Annotated in this window: 27 protein-coding genes; 24 read left to right on the top strand and 3 right to left on the bottom strand. The window is 39.7% G+C overall.

Annotated elements, in window-relative coordinates; all coding sequences use genetic code 11:
- Positions 1-72 precede the first annotated feature (72 nt).
- The 9 genes from gpmI to holA all read left to right on the top strand — a co-directional run bounded on the left by gpmI (position 73) and on the right by holA (position 12,320).
- Positions 73-1,611, top strand: coding sequence for a 2,3-bisphosphoglycerate-independent phosphoglycerate mutase (gpmI, locus tag EFT72_RS06005; protein WP_124066007.1), 1,539 nt, complete (start codon positions 73-75; stop codon positions 1,609-1,611).
- 190 nt (positions 1,612-1,801) lie between these two features.
- On the top strand, positions 1,802-2,272 hold the full coding sequence (gene tnpA, locus EFT72_RS06000) for an IS200/IS605 family transposase (RefSeq protein WP_124065644.1): 471 nt from the start codon (positions 1,802-1,804) through the stop codon (positions 2,270-2,272).
- 229 nt (positions 2,273-2,501) lie between these two features.
- A complete protein-coding gene (locus tag EFT72_RS05995) occupies positions 2,502-3,746 on the top strand; it encodes a hypothetical protein (protein WP_124066006.1) in 1,245 nt (414 codons plus the stop codon).
- Between the two features lie 22 nt (positions 3,747-3,768).
- A complete protein-coding gene (locus EFT72_RS05990) occupies positions 3,769-5,574 on the top strand; it encodes an ABC transporter ATP-binding protein (RefSeq protein WP_124066005.1) in 1,806 nt (601 codons plus the stop codon).
- Positions 5,546-6,418, top strand: coding sequence for a DegV family protein (locus EFT72_RS05985; protein ID WP_124066004.1), 873 nt, complete (start codon positions 5,546-5,548; stop codon positions 6,416-6,418). The genes EFT72_RS05990 and EFT72_RS05985 overlap by 29 nt, the downstream gene beginning before the upstream one ends.
- 21 nt (positions 6,419-6,439) lie before the next feature.
- Positions 6,440-7,882 carry an ATP-binding protein gene (locus EFT72_RS05980; protein ID WP_124066003.1) on the top strand — a complete coding sequence of 481 codons (1,443 nt, stop codon included), beginning with the start codon at positions 6,440-6,442 and terminating at the stop codon, positions 7,880-7,882.
- A gap of 18 nt (positions 7,883-7,900) precedes the next feature.
- Positions 7,901-8,881: a GerMN domain-containing protein gene (locus EFT72_RS05975; protein ID WP_124066002.1), complete on the top strand. Its 981-nt coding sequence runs from the start codon at positions 7,901-7,903 to the stop codon at positions 8,879-8,881.
- Positions 8,844-11,318, top strand: coding sequence for a DNA internalization-related competence protein ComEC/Rec2 (locus EFT72_RS05970; protein WP_243109956.1), 2,475 nt, complete (start codon positions 8,844-8,846; stop codon positions 11,316-11,318). Before EFT72_RS05975 ends, EFT72_RS05970 begins: the two co-directional genes overlap by 38 nt.
- A 24-nt stretch (positions 11,319-11,342) precedes the next feature.
- Entirely contained in the window at positions 11,343-12,320 is a 978-nt protein-coding gene (holA, locus tag EFT72_RS05965; protein ID WP_124066001.1) for a DNA polymerase III subunit delta, read from the top strand.
- A 96-nt stretch (positions 12,321-12,416) separates the two neighbouring features.
- On the opposite strand, the gene EFT72_RS05960 is transcribed toward holA, so the two are convergent.
- The 3 genes from EFT72_RS05960 to EFT72_RS05950 are packed head-to-tail and all read right to left on the bottom strand — an operon-like array spanning position 12,417 to position 13,626.
- A complete protein-coding gene (locus EFT72_RS05960; protein WP_124066000.1) occupies positions 12,417-12,608 on the bottom strand; it encodes a DUF6774 domain-containing protein in 192 nt (63 codons plus the stop codon).
- A gap of 56 nt (positions 12,609-12,664) precedes the next feature.
- A complete protein-coding gene (locus tag EFT72_RS05955) occupies positions 12,665-13,120 on the bottom strand; it encodes an ImmA/IrrE family metallo-endopeptidase (protein WP_124065999.1) in 456 nt (151 codons plus the stop codon).
- A 23-nt stretch (positions 13,121-13,143) separates the two neighbouring features.
- Complete coding sequence (locus tag EFT72_RS05950) at positions 13,144-13,626, bottom strand: helix-turn-helix transcriptional regulator (RefSeq protein ID WP_124065998.1); 483 nt, start codon at positions 13,624-13,626, stop codon at positions 13,144-13,146.
- A gap of 135 nt (positions 13,627-13,761) precedes the next feature.
- On the opposite strand from EFT72_RS05950, the gene EFT72_RS19190 reads away from it, so the two are divergent.
- The 15 genes from EFT72_RS19190 to EFT72_RS05885 all read left to right on the top strand — a co-directional run bounded on the left by EFT72_RS19190 (position 13,762) and on the right by EFT72_RS05885 (position 25,035).
- Entirely contained in the window at positions 13,762-13,938 is a 177-nt protein-coding gene (locus EFT72_RS19190) for a hypothetical protein (RefSeq protein ID WP_164473092.1), read from the top strand.
- Positions 13,939-13,952: 14 nt separating this feature from the next.
- Positions 13,953-14,360 (top strand): DUF6838 family protein, encoded by a 408-nt coding sequence (locus EFT72_RS05945; protein ID WP_124065997.1) that lies wholly within the window; start codon positions 13,953-13,955, stop codon positions 14,358-14,360.
- A 16-nt stretch (positions 14,361-14,376) separates the two neighbouring features.
- The gene (locus EFT72_RS05940) at positions 14,377-14,574 is read left to right on the top strand and encodes a hypothetical protein (protein ID WP_124065996.1); all 198 of its coding nucleotides are present in this window, start codon (positions 14,377-14,379) and stop codon (positions 14,572-14,574) included.
- Positions 14,568-15,866: a phage tail sheath family protein gene (locus EFT72_RS05935; RefSeq protein WP_124065995.1), complete on the top strand. Its 1,299-nt coding sequence runs from the start codon at positions 14,568-14,570 to the stop codon at positions 15,864-15,866. The genes EFT72_RS05940 and EFT72_RS05935 overlap by 7 nt, the downstream gene beginning before the upstream one ends.
- A 17-nt stretch (positions 15,867-15,883) precedes the next feature.
- Positions 15,884-16,360 carry a phage tail tube protein gene (locus tag EFT72_RS05930; protein WP_124065994.1) on the top strand — a complete coding sequence of 159 codons (477 nt, stop codon included), beginning with the start codon at positions 15,884-15,886 and terminating at the stop codon, positions 16,358-16,360.
- Between the two features lie 18 nt (positions 16,361-16,378).
- Positions 16,379-16,807 (top strand): phage portal protein, encoded by a 429-nt coding sequence (locus EFT72_RS05925; protein WP_124065993.1) that lies wholly within the window; start codon positions 16,379-16,381, stop codon positions 16,805-16,807.
- 14 nt (positions 16,808-16,821) lie between these two features.
- On the top strand, positions 16,822-16,983 hold the full coding sequence (locus tag EFT72_RS19185; RefSeq protein ID WP_164473091.1) for a hypothetical protein: 162 nt from the start codon (positions 16,822-16,824) through the stop codon (positions 16,981-16,983).
- A 61-nt stretch (positions 16,984-17,044) separates the two neighbouring features.
- Positions 17,045-19,456, top strand: a complete 2,412-nt coding sequence (locus EFT72_RS05920; RefSeq protein WP_164473090.1) for a phage tail tape measure protein — start codon at positions 17,045-17,047, stop codon at positions 19,454-19,456.
- Between the two features lies 1 nt (position 19,457).
- Positions 19,458-20,126 (top strand): LysM peptidoglycan-binding domain-containing protein, encoded by a 669-nt coding sequence (locus EFT72_RS05915; protein WP_124065991.1) that lies wholly within the window; start codon positions 19,458-19,460, stop codon positions 20,124-20,126.
- An 11-nt stretch (positions 20,127-20,137) separates the two neighbouring features.
- Positions 20,138-21,094, top strand: coding sequence for a hydrolase (locus EFT72_RS05910; RefSeq protein ID WP_124065990.1), 957 nt, complete (start codon positions 20,138-20,140; stop codon positions 21,092-21,094).
- Positions 21,087-21,401 (top strand): DUF2577 domain-containing protein, encoded by a 315-nt coding sequence (locus EFT72_RS05905; protein WP_124065989.1) that lies wholly within the window; start codon positions 21,087-21,089, stop codon positions 21,399-21,401. The genes EFT72_RS05910 and EFT72_RS05905 overlap by 8 nt, the downstream gene beginning before the upstream one ends.
- A gap of 15 nt (positions 21,402-21,416) precedes the next feature.
- Positions 21,417-21,818, top strand: coding sequence for a DUF2634 domain-containing protein (locus EFT72_RS05900; protein ID WP_124065988.1), 402 nt, complete (start codon positions 21,417-21,419; stop codon positions 21,816-21,818).
- The gene (locus EFT72_RS05895; RefSeq protein WP_124065987.1) at positions 21,818-22,891 is read left to right on the top strand and encodes a baseplate J/gp47 family protein; all 1,074 of its coding nucleotides are present in this window, start codon (positions 21,818-21,820) and stop codon (positions 22,889-22,891) included. Before EFT72_RS05900 ends, EFT72_RS05895 begins: the two co-directional genes overlap by 1 nt.
- Positions 22,881-23,435, top strand: a complete 555-nt coding sequence (locus EFT72_RS05890; RefSeq protein ID WP_164473089.1) for a putative phage tail protein — start codon at positions 22,881-22,883, stop codon at positions 23,433-23,435. Before EFT72_RS05895 ends, EFT72_RS05890 begins: the two co-directional genes overlap by 11 nt.
- The gene (locus EFT72_RS05885) at positions 23,425-25,035 is read left to right on the top strand and encodes a hypothetical protein (RefSeq protein ID WP_124065985.1); all 1,611 of its coding nucleotides are present in this window, start codon (positions 23,425-23,427) and stop codon (positions 25,033-25,035) included. The genes EFT72_RS05890 and EFT72_RS05885 overlap by 11 nt, the downstream gene beginning before the upstream one ends.
- The last annotated feature ends 134 nt before the right edge of the window (positions 25,036-25,169 follow it).

Raw genomic sequence — 25,169 nt, 5'->3', positions numbered from 1 at the left:
ATCGGCAGCTTTTTATCCGTTTTAATTACAATCATAACAGCTAGGAACGTACATGGAAAAGGAGAATTCAATATGAGTAAAAAACCTGTTGTATTAATGATACTTGATGGTTATGGATTAAATGATAACTGTGAACATAATGCGGTCTGTGAAGCGAAAACCCCGGTTATGGATCAGCTTATGAGTCAGTGTCCCTATGTAAAGGGAAACGCAAGTGGTCTGGCAGTCGGCCTTCCGGATGGACAGATGGGGAACTCTGAAGTTGGTCATTTAAATATGGGCGCTGGACGTATCGTATATCAGGAATTAACCAGAATAACAAAATCCATAGCAGACGGTGACTTTTTTGAAATCCCAGAATTTTTACAGGCAGTGGAAAATTGCAAAAAGAACAATTCAGACCTTCATATGTGGGGGCTGGTATCGAATGGTGGGGTACACAGTCACAATGAACACATTTATGGACTTCTTAAATTGGCTAAGATGAATGGACTTAAGAATGTCTATGTTCACTGCTTCTTAGATGGACGTGATACTCCTCCCGCATCGGGAAAAGGGTTTGTAGAGAAACTGGAAGCGAAGATGAAAGAGATCGGAGTCGGAAAGGTGGCTTCTGTTTCCGGACGTTACTATGCCATGGACCGGGATAACCGTTGGGATCGTGTGGAACGTGCATATCATGTTCTGACTAAGGGAGAAGGCAATCATGCAGATTCAGCTTCCGCTGGAATTCAGGCATCCTACGATCAGAAAAAATTTGATGAATTTGTAGAGCCATTTGCAGTTATGGAAGGTGGAAAACCAGTAGCAACTGTAAAAGATGAAGATTCTGTTATATTCTTTAACTTCCGACCAGATCGGGCAAGAGAGATGACAAGAGCCTTCTGTGATGATGATTTTTCTGGGTTTGAGAGAGAAAAACGCCTGAGCCTTACTTTTGTTTGCTTTACCAATTATGATGAAACCATTGAAAATAAACTGGTTGCATTTAAAAAACAGACAATTACCAATACCTTTGGTGAATTTCTTGGAAAGAACAAGAAAACACAGGCAAGAATTGCAGAAACAGAAAAATATGCTCATGTCACATTTTTTTTCAATGGTGGTGTGGAAGAACCAAATCAGGGAGAAGAGCGGATTCTGGTTTCCTCTCCGAAAGTTGCAACTTATGATCTGCAGCCAGAGATGAGTGCCCCCGCTGTTTGTGAGAAGTTGGTGGCGGCAATTAAGTCTGACAAATTTGATGTAATTATTATCAACTTTGCAAATGCAGATATGGTGGGACACACTGGAATTGAAGAGGCGGCTATCAAGGCGATTGAAACCGTAGATTCCTGTGTAGGTGAAACAGTGGATGCGATAAAGGAAGTGAATGGTACGTTATTTATCTGTGCGGATCATGGAAATGCAGAACAGCTCCTGGATTATAAGACGGGAGAACCATTTACTGCCCATACTACGAATCCGGTTCCTTTTGTTTTAGTCAATGCAGATCCTTCCTATAAATTGAGAGAGGGTGGCAATCTTGCTGACATTGCGCCTACCTTAATCGAGCTGTTGGGAATGGAACAACCAAAAGAAATGACAGGTAAATCATTGCTTATAAAGTAATTGATTGCATAAAAGAGGGCTTTCCATAGATATCATGGAGGAGTCCTCTTTTTAATTGTATGGCAGTCTTTTAATAAACCACCTGCTATGCAGGTGTGACCACAGCAGCTTTAGCTTCAGGTAAAAAACCTCCAGTGATATAATAGTGTTGGTTCGCAGCCACACAAGCACATCAAAGGAGGTTATCCAAATGGATATAAGTAGTTTATCACATTCAAAATGGAATTGTAAGTATCACATAGTTTTTGCGCCAAAATATCGCAGAAAGGTAGCGTACGGAGAATTAAAGCAGGATATAGCAAATGTTCTAAGCATGTTATGTAAACGAAAAGGTGTGGAAATAGTAGAAGCAGAAATATGTCCAGATCATGTTCATATGTTAGTGAGAATACCACCAAATATCAGCGTATCAAGTTTTATGGGATATTTAAAAGGGAAGAGTACGCTTATGATATTTGAGAGACATGCAAATTTGAAATACAAATATGGAAACAGACATTTTTGGTGTCGTGGATATTATGTAGATACAGTGGGAAAGAATGCAAAGAAGATACAAGAATATATTCTAAATCAATTAAAAGAAGATTTAGAATATGATCAAATGACGTTAAAAGAATACATAGACCCGTTCACGGGTGAGCCGGTAAAACAAAGCAAATAAAATGAGCCCTGTTGGGCTCAGTAGATAAATGTTTGTGCGGCTGTGGATTTTTTTCAAAGAGCCTTTAGGCTCCAACGTCGGTAATAACCCCTTATAGGGGTAGAGCAAACCACCCGTTCAACGGGTGGTTATGATTTGGAGAAAATTTGTTCGTCCTAATTCGTTTTCTGCTTCCATTTCTAACAGAAATACGATAGAATAGAGAAAGATATGTTAGGAAGGGTTTCAGATGAGTATAAGAATCAGGTTTTCTTTGGAGCCAAAGAAAAAAATGTTTTCCAAAATCACATGGAATTTACAGTCGGCAGAACAAATGATTAAAAGTCTTGCCAAGCATTTGGGATATCACTGTTTTAGGATTGAAGGCTTTTTTCTGGTTCAGTTATGCCCAGAAGGTTATGTCTGGTTTAACTGGAACAAACGAAAATTACATGGGGAGAGTCAGACCAACATTGCAGGTCCTGGATTTCATGCAGCAGTCATAGACTTCCTTGAAAAACTTGCCATAAATGAAAAATTAAAACTAAAGGTTGAGGATAGAACCGGCTATTTTATAAAACGGGATTTTTTAGTGATGCGGCAAAAGTATTTTTACCAGTGGTTTGTAAACCTGATTGATCTGGTATCTGGTTGGGGGGAGAGCGGGGAATACATGTTTTGTTGGCCTGCGGTCTTTTATATACCGGCTCAGCAGGAAGGAAAACTGATCACTCATATCCGTTCTTATTCATGGAAAGAATTAAACGGTATGATTCATTCAGGATTGACAGTAGCATTTGCTAAGGACTTTTTTGTGTGGAACGAGCAGGAAACCGATGCATGGTTTTATCGAAATAGCGCTTTGGTTCTTCTAAACCAGTCCTGTTATTTTATGCCCTCCAAACGAAGCATGCAGGATCTATATATCAATCGTAGGATCATTGAACTACTTGAGACGGCTTATACGATGGACGCTAAGATGCCTTTTCCCCAAAAAGCTTATTTAGAGTTATGCTTTCTCCATGAACATGCGCCTATGGTTATGGAAGAGGTAGTTGCCTTACAGGGAGAAGAGAACATTGGTTGCAGAAAGCATATGGTTTACCGTAAGATTGGTAACATGAGCTTTGGGATACCTGGTAATTTCCTCTATGATGAAACAGATCGTACCATGGATCATTATTATGACGGGATTCATTATGGAGGTCATGATTATTATATATATGCAGCAGTTTTCGAAGGACGCGAGGCAGAATTTAAGGAGCGTTGGTTTGAACAGGGGAAGGTAGAAGAGATTTTTGATTTTGATATAGAAAAAGCCAAGGCAAGGTTGGCATTTTATGAACCGGAAGAGAAGAATGGCGAGATGCATTATGGGGTGTCAGCTCAGGTTCTTTATAAAGACCAGCGTATGAATATTAATATTACATGCAGAAAGCCTGGAGAGAAAAATTGGGCTTTAAGTCTGGTTAAGAGCATAAAAATCACAGAGTAGAGGACGTATAAAGGAGAAAAAGATGAAAACAGGTACATTGTTAAAGCGGTTTGTGCCTTATTATAGGAAATACACGAAGGTTATGATGATGGATTTATTTTGCGCATCATTAACTACGGTTTGCGAGATGGCACTTCCCCTAATTTTAAGATATATCACCAATCAGGGTTTAAAAGATTTGTCTCAGCTTACGGTAAAGACGATCGTTACGATTGGTATGCTTTATTTTGGATTTCGTATCATAGACGGAGTTGCTAGTTTTTATATGGCTTATACTGGGCATGTAATGGGAGCTGCGATTGAAACAGACATGCGGGAAGATGCATTTGCACATTTGCAGAAGCTGTCTGATAATTATTTTAACAATACAAAGGTCGGGCAGATTATGTCCCGTATCACCAGTGATTTATTTGATGTGACGGAGTTTGCACACCATTGTCCAGAGGAGTTTTTCATCGCTTTTTTAAAAACAGTGGTATCTTTTATTATTTTGCTGGGAATCAATGTTCCCTTGACTCTGCTAATCTTTTTTCTCATACCGGTCATGGCTGCTTCTTGCACCTATTTTAATATACAGGTCAAAAAAGCATTTAAGCAGCAGAGAAATCACATTGGTGAATTGAATTCCAGGATCGAAGACAGTCTTTTGGGGAACCGGGTGGTTCGGGCATTCGCCAATGAGAAGATTGAGATTGAAAAATTCAACCGGGATAATGTAGCGTTTCTTGAGATTAAGAGAAAGACATACAAATACATGGCAGCTTTCCAGAATACCATTCGCATGTTTGATGGTTTGATGTACGTTGTAGTTATTGTTGCAGGTGGTATTTTTATGGTGAAAGGGTTGATTAAGCCAGGGGATCTGGTTGCCTATACCTTATATGTCTCCACATTATTGACCACCATCCGCCGTATCATTGAATTTGCAGAACAGTTTCAAAGAGGAATGACTGGAATTGAGCGTTTCACAGAACTTATGGATGCCAATATAGATATTTTTGATACTGAAGGGGCAAAGCCCATTGAGAATGTAAAGGGGCAAATCGATTTTGAGAATGTTTCCTTTGAATACCCAGATGATCATAATTCAGTTCTTCGTAAGATTAATCTCTCTGTCAGACCAGGAGAAAAGCTGGCGTTGGTGGGCCCTTCTGGAGGTGGAAAGACCACGCTCTGCAACCTGATTCCTCGTTTTTATGATCCTACGAAAGGGAATATCCGGATCGATGGATACGATATTAAAGAAATTACTCTGGAGAGTTTAAGGAGTACAGTTGGAGTGGTTCAGCAGGATGTATATCTATTTTCTGGAACTGTTATGGATAACATTGAATATGGACATCCAGGTGCTTCTAAAGAGGATGTAATAGAGGCAGCTAAGATGGCAGGAGCCCATGAATTTATTATGGGACTCAAGGATGGATATGATACATATGTGGGAGAGCGTGGCGTAAAACTGTCTGGAGGACAGAAGCAGCGGATTAGTATTGCCCGGGTATTTTTAAAAAATCCACCAGTATTGCTTCTTGATGAGGCGACCTCAGCCCTGGATAATGAAAGCGAGCAGCTGGTTTCCCAGTCACTGGAACGGCTTTCTAAGGGACGGACTACGGTCACCATTGCCCATCGTCTCACGACCATCCAGAATGCGGACCGGATTCTGGTGTTGTCTGATAGTAGAATTATGGAAGAAGGGAATCATGAGGAACTGCTCTTAAAGAAGGGAATGTATTATCAGCTTTATACCTCTGCAGGAGAGGCAGAGCAGAAAACTCAGATTGAGGATAAGGAGAACCGAGATGAAAGTAGCAATTGTAACAGACAGTAACAGTGGAATCACCCAAAAAGAGGGGAAAGAAGCTGGAATATATGTAGTTCCGATGCCATTTATGATGGGAGGAGAGACTTTTTATGAAGATATCAGTCTTTCCCAAGATGATTTTTATCAAAAATTGGCAGATGGAGTTGATATATCCACGTCACAGCCTTCTCCTGGTGATATTATGGATCTCTGGAACCGTTTGTTAGAAGAGCATGAGGCTGTGATACATATTCCAATGTCAAGTGGACTCAGCAGTTCTTGCCAGACGGCTATGGTGCTGGCAGAAGAGTATGATAACAAGGTTTTTGTTGTAAATAATCAGAGGATTTCAATTACGCAGAGACAATCGGTTCTAGATGCCAAAGAGATGGCAAAAGCCGGGTTAAGTGCCATGGAGATCAGGGATAGACTTGAGGAGACAAAGATGGAGGCCTCAATCTATATCACTCTGGATACATTGGAGTTTTTAAAAAAGGGTGGAAGAATTACACCTGCTGCAGCCATGTTAGGAAGCTTTCTACGGATTAAACCGGTTCTTACCATACAAGGTGAAAAACTGGATGCCTTTGCGAAAGCGAGAACCATGAAGCAGGCGAAAACCATGATGATAGCTGCAGTGAAAAAGGATATAGAAGCAAGATTTCATGATTCTGAAGGAGCAAACACTTCTATTTCAGTTGCACATACCAATAACGAGGGTGCTGCCTTGGAATTTAAAAAGGAACTGGAAGAAATATTTCCCAAAACAGCAGAAATTTTTGTGGGTCCACTTTCTTTAAGTGTATCTTGTCATATAGGTCCAGGTTCTCTTGCCATAACCTGTACTAAGAAGTTGGATTTAGAATCGTGAGAAATTTGAAGGGGTGTAATTATGTTTCAGGGAAGAATATATGTTAAAAAACACACCGTCAGCCTTCAGGCGATACTGATTATTTGCTTTTTCCTGTTGGGGATTATACCGGTTATGATCCAAAGTTCGGTGCTGCTAGGGGCCTATCGGCAGAATCTCATTGATTCTAGAGTCAAGGAGATACAAAATCAGTGTTGGATATTAAGCAATAAGATGACAAGAGTCGGGTATCTGACCATGGAACCCAGAGAGTCTTTGTTAGACAATGAAATGTCTGTAAAGGCAGATATCTTTAATTGCAGAATCGTAGTGGTAAACCGAAGCTTTCGGATCGTTAATGATACCTTTAATCTGTCTATGGGAAAAATCAATGTTTCGGAAGAAGTGATCCGTTGCTTTAATGGAGAGAACAGCAGTAAATACAACTCAGAAAAACGCTATTCCTCTCAGACCATTCCTATTTATTCCAATAGTCAGGAAAAAGAAATCGATGGAGTTATGATCGTAACGGCTTCTACAGAAGATCTATTGAATCGGATCGTTACAGTTTCCGATAAGGGGACATTCCTTCACTTTATGATTCTTTCTCTTTTGGGGATTTTTGTGGTTTTATTGAGTAAGCTGTTAATGAAACCATTTAAAGAATTGCAGCGTATGTTAAACCGTGCGGCAGAAGGGAATCTGGAGGAAACCATTAGTTCTCATGCATATAAAGAGACCGAGCAGATCACAGAATCGATCAATGCTACATTAAAGAAACTTAAGGCAGTGGATCAGTCACGGGAGGAGTTCGTATCAAACGTATCCCATGAACTGAAAACTCCCATTACCTCCATTCGGGTTCTAGCCGATTCTTTAATTGGGATGGAGGATGCTCCCATGGAATTATACCGTGAGTTTTTAAGCGATATTTCGGATGAAATTGAGCGGGAGAGTAAAATTATTGACGATCTTCTTGCCCTAGTCCGGATGGACAAGATGGCAGGAGCGAATTTAAATATAGCCCAAGTAAAAATCAATGGTCTTTTGGAACTGATTTTAAAAAGGCTGCGCCCAATTGCAGGCAGAAGAGATATCGAGCTGACATTTGAAAGCATCCGGGAAGTGACCGCCGATGTGGATGAGATGAAGCTGTCTCTGGCACTAAGTAATCTGGTAGAGAATGCCATTAAATATAATGTGGAAGGCGGCTGGGTGCGGGTTACGCTAGATGCAGATCATAAGTTCTTTTATGTGAAGGTTTCTGATTCCGGAATCGGAATACCAGAAGAATATCAAGAGCAGGTCTTTGAACGATTTTACCGGGTGGACAAGGCTCGGTCAAGAGAAACCGGAGGAACTGGTTTGGGACTTTCTATTACGAAAAAAATCATTCTTATGCATCAGGCAGCGATTAAACTTCAAAGCAAAGAAGGGGAGGGAACCACATTTACGGTTCGCATACCTCTCACATATATTTCTTAGGAACCGGAGGACTTTGATATGAGACAATTAAAGGGCATTCTGATCCTTCTGGTATGCGTTGCTATCCTTGCAGGCTGTGAACGAAAACCAGAAACTGAAACAAAGGGAAGCAGGGAAGAATTTCAGATTTATTATCTGAATTCTGCGATGACAACGATGGAACCTGTTGCGTATACCATACCGGAACAATCACAAGAATCGCAAAAAGACCAGATAGACTGGGAGATTGATCACTTGATGCATCAGCTTAAGACCGTGCCGAAAGATTTAGACCGTCAGGCAGCGGTTCCGGATAAGGTGGGATTTGATTATTATAAATTAGAAGATTCCTTTCTTTATTTGTATTTCGATAATAATTATACGATGATGAATTCCACAAGAGAAATTTTATGCCGGGCATCTTTGGTCAGAACCCTGACACAAATTAACGGGGTGGATCATATAGTGATTTACACGGCAGAACAGCCGTTGATGGATAGTATGGGTAGTCTGGTAGGACCAATGGCAGGCGCAGATTTTATTGATAACATTAGCAATGTCAATTCCTATGAGAAAACAGACCTTACTCTCTATTTTGCAGATGTATCTGGTGACAAACTGGAGAAAGAGACGAGAGAAGTAGTGCATAATGTTAATTCATCCCTGGAAAAACTGGTAATCGAACAGTTGATTGCAGGACCTGGAAAGCCAGGGATAAATCCGACACTTCCAAGAGATACTCAATTATTGAATGTCTCGGTGAACGAAAATGTCTGTTATATAAATTTTGATTCCTCATTTTTAAACAACACATTGGAGGTCAAGGAATATATTCCAATCTATTCGATTGTTAATTCACTGGCTGCCATGTCTTCCATTAATAAGGTGCAGATAACAATCAATGGATCCCAGGAAGTAATGTTTCGTGATTCCATCTCTTTGAATCAGTTGTTTGAGCGAAATTTGGATTATAACCTGGAGAGTGAGGATCCAACAAATAAGGAGGAAAAGAATAATTAAACGTCCGCTATGTCTAATTGCAGTGGGATTTGTACTTGGAGAGACTGCCGTACTGCTTACTCAGACATCATGGATGATGATTCCGGCTGCATTGGCAGTGGGGATGGTTTTGTATGGAATTTTGAGAGGCAGAAACCTTTTGTGGGTTCTTTTGCCTCTTGTTTTTTTCTGTTTGGGAGGGATTCGAGCGAATGAGGAGAATAAGCGCTGGGAACATAGAGATCAGATCGTAGAGGAATATTCCGGTTCCTACGTGGAGGTTTTGGGAACAATCGCATCTTTGGAGGAAAAGAACGGAGCCTTACAATTAATCTTAAAAAAGAACCAGATATGGAAACGAAGAAAAGGAAAGAGAGTGGAGGAAACGGATCAGGTAACTCTCCCCAAATTGCAAGTTATTATGGATTCCTCTGGTTCTCATTTAAAAGATAATATACGTCTTGGTCAGACTGTTACTGTATTGGGAGAGATTCATGAAATCCCACCTGCTAAAAATCCGGGGGAATTTGATTCCGTAACTTATTCAAAGAGTCGGGGAATATGCGCTCGAATCTTTGGAGAAGAGATTCGTGTGGTGAACTTCAAATACAACAAGATTACCGAGACCCTAAGAAGAGGAAAAGAATGGGGGAATCGGCATCTAATTCGTGATGCAGGAGAGGAGGATGGAGCAATATTTTCCGCTGCTTTGTTAGGAGAAAAAAGTGGAGTTCCAAAGGAAGTCAAATCATTATATCAGAAAAATGGAATCGCTCATCTTTTGGCAATCAGTGGACTTCATCTATCTTTTGCTGGACTACTTTTATACCGAGTCCTGCGAAGGTGCGGTTTAAGTTATGGACTCTGTGGTTTGTGTGGAACCGTTGCGATTCTACTGTATGGCATCTTGACTGGTGGATCTCCGTCGGTAATTCGATCGGTAATTATGATGAGCGCCGGTTTTTTGGCAGCTTATTTGGGAAGAACCTACGATTTGTTATCAGCGGCCTCCCTTTCGTTATTTGCATTGTCATTTCATTCTCCATTCTTGTTGACGCAGGGCGGAGTTCAGTTATCCTTCGGAGCCATATTTGCAATTGGTACCGGTATGCCACGAATTCATGACTGGCTGGGAAGACAGAAACCCCTTGCAGGAGCTCTTTCCGCATCTTTTTCCATTCAAATGGCGACTCTGCCAATTATTCTTACTCATTACTATCAAACGCCTCTTTATGGCATCTTGTTAAATGCAATTGTCGTTCCACTAATGGGAGGTGTCTTATGTTCTGGTCTTGGGATACTTTTACTAGGAAGTATATCTTCGTTTGGTGGTAGGGCTGCCTCTGGAACCGGTCACTATATTTTGAAGTTCTATCATTTCCTTTGTACGAATATCAGCAGTCTCCCATATGCGTCTCTCACATTGGGAAGACCAGAGGCAGGGACTCTTGCGATCTATGGATTTTATCTAGCAATTTTGTTTTTTTGTTTCTGGTTGGGAGGCAGGGGAGAAAAGAGGAAATTAGACAGAGAAGTTACAACGGAAACGGAAAGAATGATCCGAACTATCAAAAAGCTGATTATACTAGCCTTGATCTATGGAATGGGGCTCTTTCTCGTACTGCCAAAACCGGTAAAAGGATTGGAAGTTTTATTTTTAGATGTGGGACAGGGGGATGGAATTTTATTAAGAACAAAAAAGAATGTCGTATTGGTTGATGGAGGGAGTTCTTCGAAATCTTCCTTGGGAGAATTTACCTTAGCCCCTTGTCTGAAATATTATGGGATTAAAAAGGTGAACTATGCATTTGTCAGCCATGGAGATAAAGATCATTTAAGTGGGATTCGTTATCTGCTTGAGTATGAAAAGGACATTACAATAGAGACATTAGTGCTTCCAGATCTGGGAAGAGAGGATGAAGCTCTTATAACATTAGCGAAACTGGCAGAAGAAAGAGATATGAAGGTTCATTATCTGACGGAAGGAGATCAGGTGTCCTTGGGGTCACTTAAATTCACCTGTCTTTATCCAGGTCAGACTGACTCTGCGGAAAATCCCAATGAGGAATCTGAAGTTTTGAAAGCGGATTATGGAGACCTCCATATCTTGTTTACTGGAGACATTGGCAATAAAGAAGAAAAACTGCTGCTGGAACGAAAACAGTCAATGGACCAGCTAAAGGAGATTAATCTGTTGAAAACAGCTCATCATGGTTCTAAATTTTCTTCGGATGAAACTTTTCTTGATGCAGTAAAGCCTAGATGGGCAGTTATTTCCTATGGAGATAAAAATTCCTATGGTCATCCTCATAAAGAAGTTTTGGATCGTTTTCGGAAAAGAAAGATTCCAGTATTTAAAACAGCAAAACAAGGAGCCATTATGTTCTCGACAGATGGGAAAAGAGTGAGGGTAAGAACTTTCGTTGACGGAGACGAAACTTCCCGTTATAATAAGTAGAAGGAAGAAGAGAGGACGGGCTGTATGCAGACGCTGAATCAGGATATTAAAAATCATAGCTTTAAACAGATTTATCTCCTATATGGTGAGGAATCTTATTTGAAAAATAATTACAAAAATCAGCTGAAGACAGCGATCACACAAGGGGATACCATGAATTTCAATCTATTTTCTGGCAAGGGAATTGATGTGAAAGAAGTGATCAGTCTTGCAGATACGATTCCTTTTTTCGGAGACAGACGACTGATTCTAATAGAGGATAGTGGTTTTTTCAAACGTGCGGTGGATGAGCTGGTAACTTATCTCTCTGGTCTGCCAGATACGACTTATCTGGTATTTGTAGAATCAGAAGTGGACAAAAGAAGCAAGATGTTTAAGAAAGTGAAAGAACTAGGGTATGCAGCCGAAATGGGGCGCCAGGACTTTAGCCAGCTTGCCAGATGGTCTGGGACCATTCTTACGAGAGAAGGGAAAAAAATCACAGGTCATACCATGGAACGACTCCTTGGTATGGTAGGGGATGATATGGAGAATATCCGTATGGAACTTGAAAAACTGATCAGTTATACTCTGGGGAGAGAAATTATAACGGATGAAGATGTGGATGCAGTCTGTACGGTTCGTATCACCAATAAAATATTTGATATGGTAACAGCGATTGTTAATCGCCAAACCAAAAAAGCTATGGATTTATACGAAGATCTTCTTGCGCTGAAGGAGCCTCCCATGAGAATCTTGTTTTTAATCGGAAGGCAATTTAATCAGATTCTACAGGTGAAGGAACTGATGGGGAAAGGGATGGAAAAAAGTGGAATTGCATCAAAACTAAAAATCCCTCCTTTTGCAGCAGGTAAGTTGATGCCACAAGCCAGGTCATTTCAAAGAGATCAGATTATATCCTATGTAAATCTGTGCGTTGATATGGAAGAATCGGTCAAAACAGGGAGGCTGGGAGATCGTTTGGCGGTGGAACTTTTGCTTACCTTGAATTATTCTTCGTAATGTCCTAAAGTGGCTTGTCTGAATCTAAAAATGAGAGAAAAAGGAGTAAATGTCCTTTATTCTCTCATTTTTTCTTTTAATGGTAGTGTTTTTTTCTTAGTTACGGAAAAGATTGATTTCCTCGTCGCCGTCATTGCAGCAAATTGCATCAAAAGCGGCTATTGTTGCAAGCGTATCTCCTAGTTGATTAAAAACACTGCTTAGGAGAGCGATTTCATCCGCAGAACGGTCTTGAGCAATGCAACAAGCGATGGAAGACACAATAGCCACAAGTTCACAGGATTGCATGTGACATCACCTCTGAATAATATATGTGTAGTCTAACTATTATACCATAAGAATTCTCAATCCACTAATTGATAGATATTAAAAGGGTCAAAAAGAATCAGATAATTCTCCTTTTGAAATCCTTTTCCATATTTGGTTTGATAGCAATGCAGCGCTTCTAAAAGAAATTCTTCCGTAACACTTAGGTATTCAGCAATCTCAAAGCTGTTTCGGCATCCGGATTTTTTGGCAGCGATCAGCTTGTCCAGTGTAATCATCTTGTGATAAGCCCATAGCCTGGCTGTCCGTTCCTGCTTTCGGTTGGAGACAAGAGTTTGGTCTAGAATGTCACCTGTGGTCGTATAATAATGCCCAAGTTCTTCCGCTAATACGCATGCTTTTTGACTAAGGGGCATGTTCTGGCGGATCAGAATCTGAGTTCCTTTGATTCTTCCGTCATTGGCCATTAACGGTTTTTCCTTAATTTGGATTCCGTTAGAGTCTGCTTCTTCTAATAATGAATCATAGTTCAAATACATCACCTCAATGAGTTGTTTTATTCATCGAAAAAGGCATCATCAAACGCTATCATCTCATCCGTCACTTCAATATCCGTCCGTTCATGCGCTGCCACTGGCTCCAAACCGGAAGAAATGATGTTATTTAGAAGCTTCATTGGTTTCTGAGCTTTCATGTATACCGGTATGTGTACCATTTCTTTGATCCGCTTTAATGCTTCGGTCTGTCCTTTTTCATTTAGTTGTTCAATGTTATCAAGAATCTCTCCTGCTTTTTGCCCATAGCAATTGTTAATGAATTCTCTGGCCGATGAGATGTCTTGCTCCCATCCAAGCAAAAGGGCAGGTGTTGTCTGCAATGCTTTAGCAATTGCAAGTATCTTTGACTGAGGAAGTCCTCTTCCGTCAACTTCTATCTTATTAATAGAAGAACGGGACTTGTATCCGGCTTTTAATGCCAGCTCTTCTTGGGACATGCCAAGTTCTTCCCGTCTTTTTTTAATGATCTGTCCTATTTCCACAGAATCACCTCCATGAACCTATGGTACCATATTGTAGAAAATAATTCAACAAAATTTTGGAATACTGTTGACAACAAGGAAACAACCGTGTATGATAGTGAATGTAGACAAAACGACTACAAAAAGGAGGCAGGTATGACAGACACGGTACGCTTAGAAGAGTCAATTCAAAGCTGGAGAAATCAAAATGTTATGCTACCTGCTAAAGATTACGTCATTGGAGAAAATGAAACATATTTTTTTTATGATGATGTAGACAAAAAGACTACAACAGGAAAGAGAAGGAGGAAAAGACAAGTGATTAAAAGTTAGAAAGGAGGAAAGCAATGTATCAGACAGTGGTGGATGGAGTTATAAAAAAGTTAAACGAACAGTTCCCCAAGATCCAGACTGTGATTGCCCCCTGTAAATATGAATTAGAAACTCCATATTTTGAAGTAGGTATCTCTGAGGCAATCGAGAAGCCTGTGAATGGACCGCGTTACCTAAGGATCATGAATGTGTTTGTAAACTATCACTTAAATACAGGACAGTCCTCTCTCAGTTATTACCAGGTATTAAGTGATCTTATGAATCATCTAGAACTCCTATCCCTTGATGATGGAACCTTACTTAAGGGGAGCAGTAGGATGGGAACCTTGGAGAAAGAGTGTTTTAAGTTTCTAGTTGTTTACCAGAAGTATTTCATAAAAGATCAAAAGAAAGAGGATCTTATGGAAGAAATAAAATTTTAGTGAAAGAGGTGTAGATATGGCAAGAAGTGGATCAAAAAATACAGGAACAAAAGCGGCAGCACGTTTTACGAAACAACAGCTCTTGCTTTCAGAAATGTATTGCAGCCAAAGTGACTTGTTGTGTGCCCTGCTAGAAGATGAAAAAAAATATACACTGGCAGAAGCAGAAGAATTAATGAATCAATTTAAGAAAGGAAAGGTGAACGTATGTTAGGCGGAGGTAATTTTACGATTCAGAACAAGGTGTTTCCAGGAACCTATATTAACTTTGTTAACCGTACAGCAGCAGGAGCTTCCATGGGAAGCCGTGGAGTAGCAGCAATCCCTATGATTTTAAAATGGGGGCCAGAAAATGAAACTTTTGAGGTCACAGCTGAGGAATTCCAGAAGAAAAGTAGAGAAATTTTTGGATATTCCTTTGATGATGACGAAATGCTCCCAGTCAGAGAATTGTTCTGTAATTTAAAGAAAGGTATTTTTTACCGTTTAAATGCGGGTGTTCAGGCATCTTGTGAATATGGCACGGCCAGACACTCTGGGGAATGCGGTAATAAAATAAAGCTGGTAATCTCGAAAAATGTTGACAGTGAGACGAAATTTGATGTAACCACACTGTTTGATGGGAATGAAGTAAATGTTCAGACCGTGACTCATGCGGCGGAACTTAAGGACAATCAATACGTAATATTTAAAAAGGATGCAACACTGGCAGAAACAGCTGGACTTAATTTGGAAAATGGAACCAGTGAGCGTGAAGCAACCGGGGAAGATTATACAAAGTTTCTTGAAAAAATGGAAGGTTGTTCATTTCAGATTTTATGTTGCCCTTCTACAGACGATAAAGTCAAGGCACTCTTTTCTGCATATACAAAACGTATGCGCGACGAATCAGGCGTAAAATTTCAGACGGTTGTTCATCAGTATGCAAAGGCGGATTATGAAGGGGTAATTTCTGTTGAGAATGAAGCAGAAGAATCCGTACCAGGCCTCGTCTACTGGGTTGCTGGCGCAGAAGCTGCCTGTGAAATCAATCGAACCAATGAGAACAAAATTTACAATGGGGAATATACGGTAAAAGTCCCTTATACACAGTTACAGCTTGCAAGTGCCATGGAAGCAGGTAAATTATTGTTACATAAAGTGGGGAAAGACATCCGGATTCTAACCGATATTAATACACTGGTAACGGTTACTGAAGAAAAAGGAAAAGATATTTCCAATAACCAGACCGTACGTGTCCTGGATCAGATTGGAAACGACATCGCCTCTCTTTTTAACTCTCGCTATCTTGGGAAAATTTCCAATGATGCGGCTGGACGTGTCAGTCTTTGGAATGACATTGTTACCTATGGAAAGCAGTTAGCGGTTTTAAGAGCAATTGAAACGTTGGATGCAAAAGAAATCACGGTGGATCAAGGAGAGGGAAAACGATCGGTAGTGGTAAATTTCCCTGTTCAGCCGATCAATTGCATGAGTATTTTATACATGACAATAGTTGTATCATAAGAAAGGAGTAATGAATAATGAGTAATATTACAATGAATGCGTGGGATGCGATCAGCGCAACAAAAGCAGAGTGTTATATCACCATCGAAAACGAACGGTATCAATTTATGCAGGCGTTAAATCTGGAAGCAAAAATTGAAAAGGTGAAATCAGAGATTCCGATCCTTGGACGAACCATGAAGGGAAATAAGACAGTCGGGATGAAGGGGAGCGGATCTGCAACCTTCCATTATAACACCAGTATCTTTCGGGATATTTTATACCGCTATCAGCAGACCGGTAAGGATGTGTATTTTGATATTCAGGTAACAAATGAAGATCCGACATCCGAAGTAGGAAGACAGACTGTAATTTTAAAAGATTGTAACTTAAACGGTGGGATTCTTACGAAATTCGATGCATCTGGTGAATATTTAGAAGATGAATTTGAATTCACATTTGAAAGCTTTGAGATGCCGGAACGATTTACAAATCCAACCGGAATGCAGTCATAGAAGAAGAGGAGAATTAGAATGGGAGATTTAAGCTGTTTTTTAAGTCAAAATGCTGTTAAATCAGGAAATGAAACCTATGTGGTATCCAAGCGGTATATCGGGCAGGATAAAAAGCCGGTTCAGTGGGAAATTAAGGCAATTACATCAAAAGAAGATGAAGCTTTGAGAAAAGAAAGCACAAAAAGAGTGCAGACTCCTGGGAAAAAAGGACAGTATACTCAGGAAACGGATTACAATCTTTATCTTGGAAAGCTGGCAGCAGAATGCACCGTTTATCCGAATTTAAATGATAAAGGTCTTCAGGATTCCTATCATGTCATGGGTGCTGATACCTTGTTAAAGGCGATGTTGACTGCAGGGGAATACGCAGGATATTTAGAGCGGATTCAACAGGTCAATGGATTTGATACGACCTTAGAAGAACAGGTTGAAGAAGCAAAAAACTAATAGAGGGAGGCGATATGGAGGCAAACATAGCCTACTATTGTCTCCACAAGCTTCACAAATGGCCTCATGAGTTTTTAAATCTGGATCGATATGAACGTGCATTTATTATGGCAGCCGTTCAAATCAAGCTGGAACATGATAAGAAACAGGCGCAAAAGGCAAAAACGGCCAGGTAGAAATAAATGGGAAGAACGCAAATTGGCGTCTTCCCAAATAAAAAAGAAAGGAGGAAAACGTATGGCAACAGTAGAAAACGCCTTGCAGATTGTACAACAAATGCCTCCCACACTCAGTATTTTGGATCGTTCCATTCAGCAAACGACTAGCCGAATCAATCAGCTGCAGGCATTAGCAGGAAATTCGCTTGCATTTCCAGGAATTCAAATGTGGCAATCATCCCTTAACAGGACGGCAACTCGTTATGAAGAAGTAGTTGATGTAATTGAAGTAACAAATGAGCAACAGGAAAGATTAGAAGACAGCACTGAGAATAACACAAAAAAAGTGGCAAAACTAAAAGACCTATGGGAAAAAGTATCCTCGGTTATGGGTTCGATTGGAATTGCAACCAGTCCAATGGAAATTTTTCAGAATGCAAATAGTATCAAAGCGGCAGGGAATGTCATTCAAGCACAGACGGGAATGCAAGGAGCAGATTTAGAAGCGGCCAAAGATAGTTCCAAAAATTTATATGTGGGTAACATAAGCTCCAGTCCAGAGGAAGCCGCTAAGAGTTTAGCTATGGTAAACCAATTAACGGGGCAGACAGGGAATAAACTGGAACAGGTAACAAGAGCCAGTTTGCTTTTACAGGACTCCTTTGGCTATGAATTACCACAAAGCATCAAATCCGCATCTATGTTGCAGCAGCAGTTTGGGGTCACTGGAGCAGAAGCCTTTGACTTAATTGTCCAGGGGACACAGGCGGGGCTTAATAAGAATGGGGAACTGCTTGACAGCATCAATCAATACTCGTCCAATTTCAAAAGTCTGGGGCTTGGTGGAGAAGAGATGTTTCAGGCATTTGTAAATGGAGCACAAAATAGTGGCATATCGGTCGATTCTCTTGGTGAAGCAGTGAATGAATTTTCAAAACGGGCCGTTAGTGGATCTCAAGAAGCCAATCAGGGATTTACTTCCCTGGGACTTGATGCGGGGAAGATGACAGAGTCGTTTCAAGCAGGAGGAGATACCGCCAAACAGGCGTTTTCCCAGACCATTGCAGCTTTGAGTGGTATGGAAGACCCCGTTGCTAGAAATATGGCAGGGGTGCAATTATTTGGAGATGCATGGGGAGAAATTGGAGGCAATGGCATAAAGGCACTCTCGGAGTTAGATGGTTCCGTGGAATTAACGTCTGATAACTTAGAAAAACTGAATCAGTTGAAATATAACGATGCGTCCAGTGCTCTTGATTCTCTTGCAAAAACTATAAATATGGGATTGGCCGGGCCAATGAGCAGTCTGGTTGACAATGTCACAAATATACTGAATGCATTCACTGCTGGACTACAAGGAAATGTAGGAGAGATCAATGGATTGTTTGGTATGCTAGGCTATGGAGCGGGTGTAGTAGGAGGTTTTATTTCGGACAACTGGTCCATCATTGAACCCATTCTCTTTGGAATCATAGCAGCGCTCAATGTAAAAAAAGCCTGTGAAGTGGCTGGGGCAGCAGCAACTATGATTCTGAAACAAGCGCAGAACAGTTTTAATTTGTCTTTAAAAGCATGTCCTGCTATGTGGATCGTTATGATAATCATGGTATTGATTGGTGTGTTTTATGCCTGTGTTGCAGCAATCAATAAATTCTCTGGAACGTCTTATAGTGCCACTGGTATCATATGTGGAGCGTTTGCAACCGTTTTGGCTTTTGTAAAAAATACATTGATGGCACTTGTTGAAGTGCTTTTTGGAATAGTGGAATATCTTGTTAGCCCCTGGATTGCATTTGCTAATTTCTTTGGAAATTTGTTCAATGATCCCATTGGTTCAGTGGTTCATCTGTTTGCGGACTTAGGAGATTCTGTACTTAAAATTATACAGAAAATTGCAAAGGGATTTGACATGATCGCAGGTACCAAATTTGAAGATAAGGTCAAGGATATGAGAGATGGACTGTCTAAGGTTGCAGATGATTTTGCAAAAGAACATGGGAATGGTACCTACGAGGTAAAAGTAGATGATCTGGATCTGGATGAGATTGCAGCCAAATTTGGATACGATCCAAAACGCTCAGGCTATAAGGATACGTTTGAAAGTACATACGATGATACAAAGAATCTAACAAGTGGTTTTGGGGATATGTTTAATGGTACGGATGATCTTTTTAATCCCCAAGATGATCCTTTTAATTCTAAAAATGATCCATTACTAAATGGAGATTCAGACATTACAAAATATACTGGGGATACAGCAATGAATACAGCAGCGATGTCAGATAGTATGGATGGATTTGATGAAGAATTAAAATATATGAGAGATGCGGCGGAACAGGAGATTATCAACCGGTTCACTCTAGCGGAATTAAAGATAGATGTTAACAATCAAAATACCCTAAAAAATGTAACGGATATTGATGAAATGAACCGGAGACTAGGGGATGTCACAGGCGAGGTGCTTGCATCTTATGCGGAAGGGGTGATTTAAATTGGCTTATGAAATTTACATTGATGATATGCTGCTTCCTCTTCCACCGGAGAAAATCCCAGTAAAATATGGGGGACAAAATAAAACCATTCATTTAATCAGTGGCGAAGAAATCAACTTAATTAAGCCAGGAAGCTTAGCGGAAATCAGTCTGGATGTGATCATTCCTCAGATGGATTATCCAGGTGCTGTGTGGGATGGAAGTGTGGACGATGCAGAAGTGTTTCTAAACCGGCTAAGTGAATTAAAGAAACGAAACGGTCCATTTGAGTTTATTGTGATTCGACAGAAGCCAAATGGGAAAAGCCTGTTTGATACCAATTTAGATGTGACTCTAGAGGATTATAAAGTGTCTGATGATGTCAGTGAGGGATTTGATCTTTGTGTCACGTTATCTTTGAAGGAATATAAAAAGTATGGAACAAAGATTATGAATTTCACCATTATTGACAAGGAAACAACGGTAGAAGACACACAAACAGACAATCAAAGACAGGGAGCACCTACCGCAGAAAAGAATTATACAGTAGGAAAAGGAGATTGCCTTTGGTCGATTGCGAAAAAGCAATTAGGAAATGGCAGCCGCTATCGGGAAATCTATGATTTAAATCAAGACAAGGTAAAAAATCCGAATCTTATTTATCCAGGACAGGTACTAGTCATGCCTTAGGGGAGGGAAGAATGGAAGTACATTTATACATACAAAATGATCAGACGGTCTATGAACCAGTGGTAAAAGGAAACATTACGTGGGAAAACAATCAAAGAGGTCAGCCTGGAAAGTGCACATTTACGCTAATCCCAGATCGGACGCTAAAGATTGAGGAGGGCAATGCTCTCCGTCTGGATGTGGAAGGAAAATCAGTTTTTTTTGGATTTATTTTTGAAAGAAACTGGAACAGTGATGGTCAGGTGAAAATTACGGCTTATGATCAGCTGCGGTATTTGAAAAATAAAGATACTTATAATTATACAGACTTAACTGCAGGGGAATTGATTCAGATGATTGCGAGTGATTATCATCTGGAAGTAGGAGAACTAGAGGATACGAAAGAAAAGCTATCTAGAAATGAGAAGGATAAGACGTTATTTGATATCATTCAAAATAATTTAGATCTTACCATGATCCACAAAAAAGAGAAATATATTTTCTACGATGAAGTAGGAAAACTGACTTTAAAAAACATGGGAAATATGAAGTTAGATCTTTTGATTGACCCGACTACGGCACAGGATTATGACTATAAGGTTAGTATTGACAGCAATACTTACAATCAGATTAAGCTGTACTATGACGATACCAATACCAAGAAAAGGGAACTATATATAACAAAAAATTCGGAAAACATCAATCGATGGGGCGTCTTGCAAAAGGATGAGACCATAGACCAGGGGGCGGATGGGCAGGCAATTGCTGAAATGAAATTGGAACAATATAACAAGCCAACCAGAACGTTAACTATTAAAGATGCATTTGGTGATGTTTATGTTCGTTCTGGGTGCTTGATTCCAGTTTCGTTAGGCACCGGGGATAGAAACTTAAAAAATTATCTGATCATCGATTCCGTTACCCATAAGATTAATGAGGGAATTCATACCATGGACTTAATTCTGAAAGGGGAAATGATCAATGGCTGATACGGCTTGGATTGAGAATATAAAACGAATTGTCTATCAAGCAGTGGAGGCATCGGATCCCTGTGATGTGCTCTCAGGAACGGTAGTAAAAGAGGCGCCTTTGGAAATTCAGGTAGGGCAGAAACTAGTCCTTTATGATCGGCAGATTATACGAACAGAGCAGTTTACCGATCATGAAGAGACCATGAACATCCCGGGAATTGGAGCGGTATCGGTCATTGTTAAAGGTGCCTTAAAAATGGGAGAAAAGGTCCTATTAATACAAAAAAGAGGTGGACAGCAGTTTGTTGTCATTGGTAGATGGTAAGAAAGGAGTGATGAGGTGCTTCCAAAAACAGGCGAGTTATTGGTACAGGAGTTTAAGGTACGAAAACAACAATCAAAGACATATCGAATGGATTTTGACCGAAATTGCATTACAGGTATGACAGATGGTTTGGATGCGGTGAAGCAGGCAGTGATCTGTATTCTCAATACGGAACGGTTTGAGTGGTTGATTTACAGTTGGAATTATGGAACCGAGCTTACCAATTTGTTTGGAAAACCCATGGGGCTTATAAAAGCAAAAGTAAAAAAGAGAATAAAAGAGGCGTTGTTACAAGACGACAGAATAAAAGATGTTACTCATTTTACGTTTGAAGAAAACGGGCGGACATTGAATGTGAAGTTTACAGTTCAAACTTTAATAGGGAAAATAGAGGCAGAAAAGGAGGTGAGTATTTAATGTATGAAGAGATGACATATGAAGTAATATTAAAACGGATGTTGGACCGGGTGCCTGTGGAGCTCGATAAAAGGGAAGGTTCCCTTATTTTTACGGCGTTGACAGCCGCAGCAGCAGAGATGCAAATCATGTACATCGAGTTTGATACGATATTAAAGGAAACGTTTGCAGAAACCGCATCCAGAGAAAATTTAATTCAAAGGGCAGCAGAACGTGGACTGGAGCCTTCAAAAGCCACAAGAGCTGTTCTTAAGGCGATGGCTTCTCCGGATACTGTTCGAATAGAACTGGGGAGTCGGTTTCGATTGGGTTCACACTATTATGTTGTAACAGGAGAAATGGATGATGGGAGCTATCAGGTAAGCTGTGAGACATCTGGATCAGTTGGGAATGCACAGTTTGGCCGGTTGATTCCAATCTCAACTATTTCAGGTCTTCAATCAATGGAACTCATTGAGTTATTGATTCCAGGAGAGGATGAAGTTGAGACAGAAGTGTTTCGAAGGGAATATTTTAATTCCTTTCATGAAAAATCATTTGGAGGAAATCGTCAGGATTACATAAATAAAGTCAACGGTATTTCTGGAGTGGGTGCGACTAAAGTTACAAGAGCGTGGAACGGGGGGTCTACAGTCAAACTAACCATTTTAGACTCTGACTTTAATCGAGCCTCGGATTTGTTAATTCGTACCGTCCAAACGATCATTGATCCGCTGAAAAGTGGGGAGGGAGATGGTCTTGCCCCGATTGATCATATGGTCACCGTTGATACGGCGATTGAATGTAAGATAGAACTATTAAGCAAGATAGAATATGACGATAGTTATACCGCGGAAGCGGTCAAAGAAAAAATTACGAAAACGGTAAAAGACTATCTTAGACAGCTTCGCAGCTCTTGGCAAAGTCTAGGGGAACAGGGGTGTATCATAAGAATTTCACAACTGGAATCAAAAATATTGTCCATTGACGGGGTCTATGATATAGGGGAAACAGAAATCAATGGACAGAGAGAGAATCTAATTCTAACGAAATACCAGATACCAGTTTATGGAGGGATTGAAATTGATTCGTAATGTTGATTTATTAAACTATATTCCCTATTTTTTAAGAGAGTTTAGAGAAATGAAAATGATTCAAAATGTGATTCAGCCAGAGATACAACAGATGGAAGATGAGACAGAGGTACTTTTTAAGAATCAATTTATACAGAGTTCGGATATTCAGAATATCAAACGGTATGAAAAAATGTTGGATATGTATCCTCTTCCCAATGACACATTAAAAGATAGACAATTTAAGGTGTTGTCAAAGTGGAATCGAATGATTCCTTATACGAAAGTAACATTAAATCAGAAACTGGCTGTTTTATGCGGTCAGGATGGTTACACCCTAGATCTTGATCCCGATAAAGTGGTTACGGTGCGAGTTGCTCTAAAAAGCAAAAAGAATTTTAATGAAGTAAAAAGACTTTTGGAAGAGTTTGTTCCATGTAACATGGGGATTGATTTGGATTTATTGTATAACCAGCATGGTTTGCTGAAACAGTTTACCCACAAACAATTAAGTGCCTGGACGTATGGGCAAATAAGAAATGAGGTGCTTCCATATGGAGAATGAAACGACAAAATATAAACTCCCGAAGCCGGGAGAAGAAGATTTTTATGATATAAACCAGTTTAATAAGGCGATGGATCTTGTGGATGGTGCATTAAGTGATTTGGATGAAAAAAAGCTGGACCAAAACGGGGATGCATCGAATGCGGTAACTGAATTTAAACAGGAGATTCTGAGAGAAAATTTAGAATCAGGAGAAAAAATAGCTAAGACCCATGGAAAAATAAAAAAATGGTTTTCTGAAATGAAGGAGGTTGCCTTCTCCGGTCGTGCATCGGATATCGAACAGGATGGTGTAAATCGCTTTGTAACGGATTTAGAAAAGAAGAGCTGGAACACCAAGGTTTCGGCATCTGGTGGTGATATATCGGAAACAAAGATTGAATCACTTGATGGGACCGATACTACGTTTCCAGTTCCGGTAAAAGGCGAAACTTCAAAGGTGTTCTTTGGAAAGGTAAAGAAGTTTATTGAGGATTTCAATGATTTCAAATCTGGAATTATAACGGTTGGTAAATTGGTCAATCACGGTAAGACGACTGACGAAGGGTATGCGTTAGATGCAAGATTTGGGAAAACACTGTTTGATTTGTATGGTAAGTTAGATAGTGATTTACAAAAACAGAGCTTGCATTCAAATGTAACTTATTACGTTGCCACCACTGGAAGTGATACTACGGGGAATGGCAGCGAGTTAAACCCATTTAGAACAATTCAACATGCGATTGATGTATTGCCTAAAGATTTGGGAGGATATGATGCAAATATTACAGTTTTTAATGGGACATATGATGAAGATGTAGTAATTAATGGATATTGTAATGGCTATATTAGTTTAAAAAGTACTAAAATTAATGAGATATCGTCGGTGTGTTCTGTTTCAAGTTTTCTTATTGTCTATTGTTCTTCACTTGTAGTAATAAATGGTTTCGATATTACAACGATAACAAGACATGGAATAGAAGCAAAAATAAGTAAGTTTGTTATTATTTATTTTTGCAGATGTGTAGGTTCTAATAATAAATTAATGGGAATGTATTTTGATCAGACTAGATTCGAAGTTAAAGGAAATTTAGTTGCAAACAAAAATGCAGCACTAAATGCACATGGTAGTGATGGACAATCGATGTTTTGGGATAATAAATCTATAAATAATTATATAGGTTTGTATATAGAATATGGCAGTATTATAAAAAAGATTGGTACACAACCCATAGGGGAATTAAACGAAATGCAAAGTTATGGTGGCCTATTTATTCATCAAAATGGAACACAGATTTCTGATCTGATTTCCTCTGGACTAACTTGTACTTGGGCTAAATTACAAGGTGGTTATATTAGGCATGGAAATATGACAGGTACTGCAATGGTAACTGTACAAATAACTATAGTTACTAAAACAAGTCTTACAACTGGAGAATCATACTCAATAAAAGGATTTCCATTGCAAGGAATAGAAATTATGCCTATTGCAGTAAGTTGCCATTATCCAAGCCTAATAGATTACTGTCAAATATATAATGGAGAATTGGTTTTAAAACCTCGCATCCCAATTGGATCTGGGACTATATTATGTTTAAATTGTACTTATTTAACGACATAAACAAGGAGCCATGAATACAAAACAATAAGTATCCTTGATGAGATGAAAGCTGATAGTGAAATCATCATTTGAAAAAGAATTATTTAAAATGAAAAGGATATAACAGCCTAACTCCACATATAATTTAATATAGG

Source organism: Clostridium sp. E02 (assembly GCF_003833015.1).
In the GTDB taxonomy this organism is placed as follows: Bacteria; Bacillota; Clostridia; order Lachnospirales; family Lachnospiraceae; genus Lacrimispora.
This window is presented reverse-complemented; position numbering and strand designations above follow the sequence as displayed.

Bases quoted from the DNA above. Each gene is read 5' to 3' on its own strand.
- holA (WP_124066001.1), top strand. From the start codon at position 11,343: ATGCAGACGCTGAATCAGGATATTAAAAATCATAGCTTTAAACAGATT.
- EFT72_RS19190 (WP_164473092.1), top strand. From the start codon at position 13,762: ATGACAGACACGGTACGCTTAGAAGAGTCAATTCAAAGCTGGAGAAAT.
- EFT72_RS05925 (WP_124065993.1), top strand. From the start codon at position 16,379: ATGGGAGATTTAAGCTGTTTTTTAAGTCAAAATGCTGTTAAATCAGGA.
- EFT72_RS05945 (WP_124065997.1), top strand. From the start codon at position 13,953: ATGTATCAGACAGTGGTGGATGGAGTTATAAAAAAGTTAAACGAACAG.
- EFT72_RS05995 (WP_124066006.1), top strand. From the start codon at position 2,502: ATGAGTATAAGAATCAGGTTTTCTTTGGAGCCAAAGAAAAAAATGTTT.
- EFT72_RS05885 (WP_124065985.1), top strand. From the start codon at position 23,425: ATGGAGAATGAAACGACAAAATATAAACTCCCGAAGCCGGGAGAAGAA.
- EFT72_RS05980 (WP_124066003.1), top strand. From the start codon at position 6,440: ATGTTTCAGGGAAGAATATATGTTAAAAAACACACCGTCAGCCTTCAG.
- tnpA (WP_124065644.1), top strand. From the start codon at position 1,802: ATGGATATAAGTAGTTTATCACATTCAAAATGGAATTGTAAGTATCAC.
- EFT72_RS05960 (WP_124066000.1), bottom strand. From the start codon at position 12,608: ATGCAATCCTGTGAACTTGTGGCTATTGTGTCTTCCATCGCTTGTTGC.
- EFT72_RS05975 (WP_124066002.1), top strand. From the start codon at position 7,901: ATGAGACAATTAAAGGGCATTCTGATCCTTCTGGTATGCGTTGCTATC.
- gpmI (WP_124066007.1), top strand. From the start codon at position 73: ATGAGTAAAAAACCTGTTGTATTAATGATACTTGATGGTTATGGATTA.
- EFT72_RS05985 (WP_124066004.1), top strand. From the start codon at position 5,546: ATGAAAGTAGCAATTGTAACAGACAGTAACAGTGGAATCACCCAAAAA.
- EFT72_RS05920 (WP_164473090.1), top strand. From the start codon at position 17,045: ATGGCAACAGTAGAAAACGCCTTGCAGATTGTACAACAAATGCCTCCC.
- EFT72_RS05930 (WP_124065994.1), top strand. From the start codon at position 15,884: ATGAGTAATATTACAATGAATGCGTGGGATGCGATCAGCGCAACAAAA.
- EFT72_RS05935 (WP_124065995.1), top strand. From the start codon at position 14,568: ATGTTAGGCGGAGGTAATTTTACGATTCAGAACAAGGTGTTTCCAGGA.
- EFT72_RS05905 (WP_124065989.1), top strand. From the start codon at position 21,087: ATGGCTGATACGGCTTGGATTGAGAATATAAAACGAATTGTCTATCAA.
- EFT72_RS05940 (WP_124065996.1), top strand. From the start codon at position 14,377: ATGGCAAGAAGTGGATCAAAAAATACAGGAACAAAAGCGGCAGCACGT.
- EFT72_RS05910 (WP_124065990.1), top strand. From the start codon at position 20,138: ATGGAAGTACATTTATACATACAAAATGATCAGACGGTCTATGAACCA.
- EFT72_RS05990 (WP_124066005.1), top strand. From the start codon at position 3,769: ATGAAAACAGGTACATTGTTAAAGCGGTTTGTGCCTTATTATAGGAAA.
- EFT72_RS19185 (WP_164473091.1), top strand. From the start codon at position 16,822: ATGGAGGCAAACATAGCCTACTATTGTCTCCACAAGCTTCACAAATGG.
- EFT72_RS05895 (WP_124065987.1), top strand. From the start codon at position 21,818: ATGTATGAAGAGATGACATATGAAGTAATATTAAAACGGATGTTGGAC.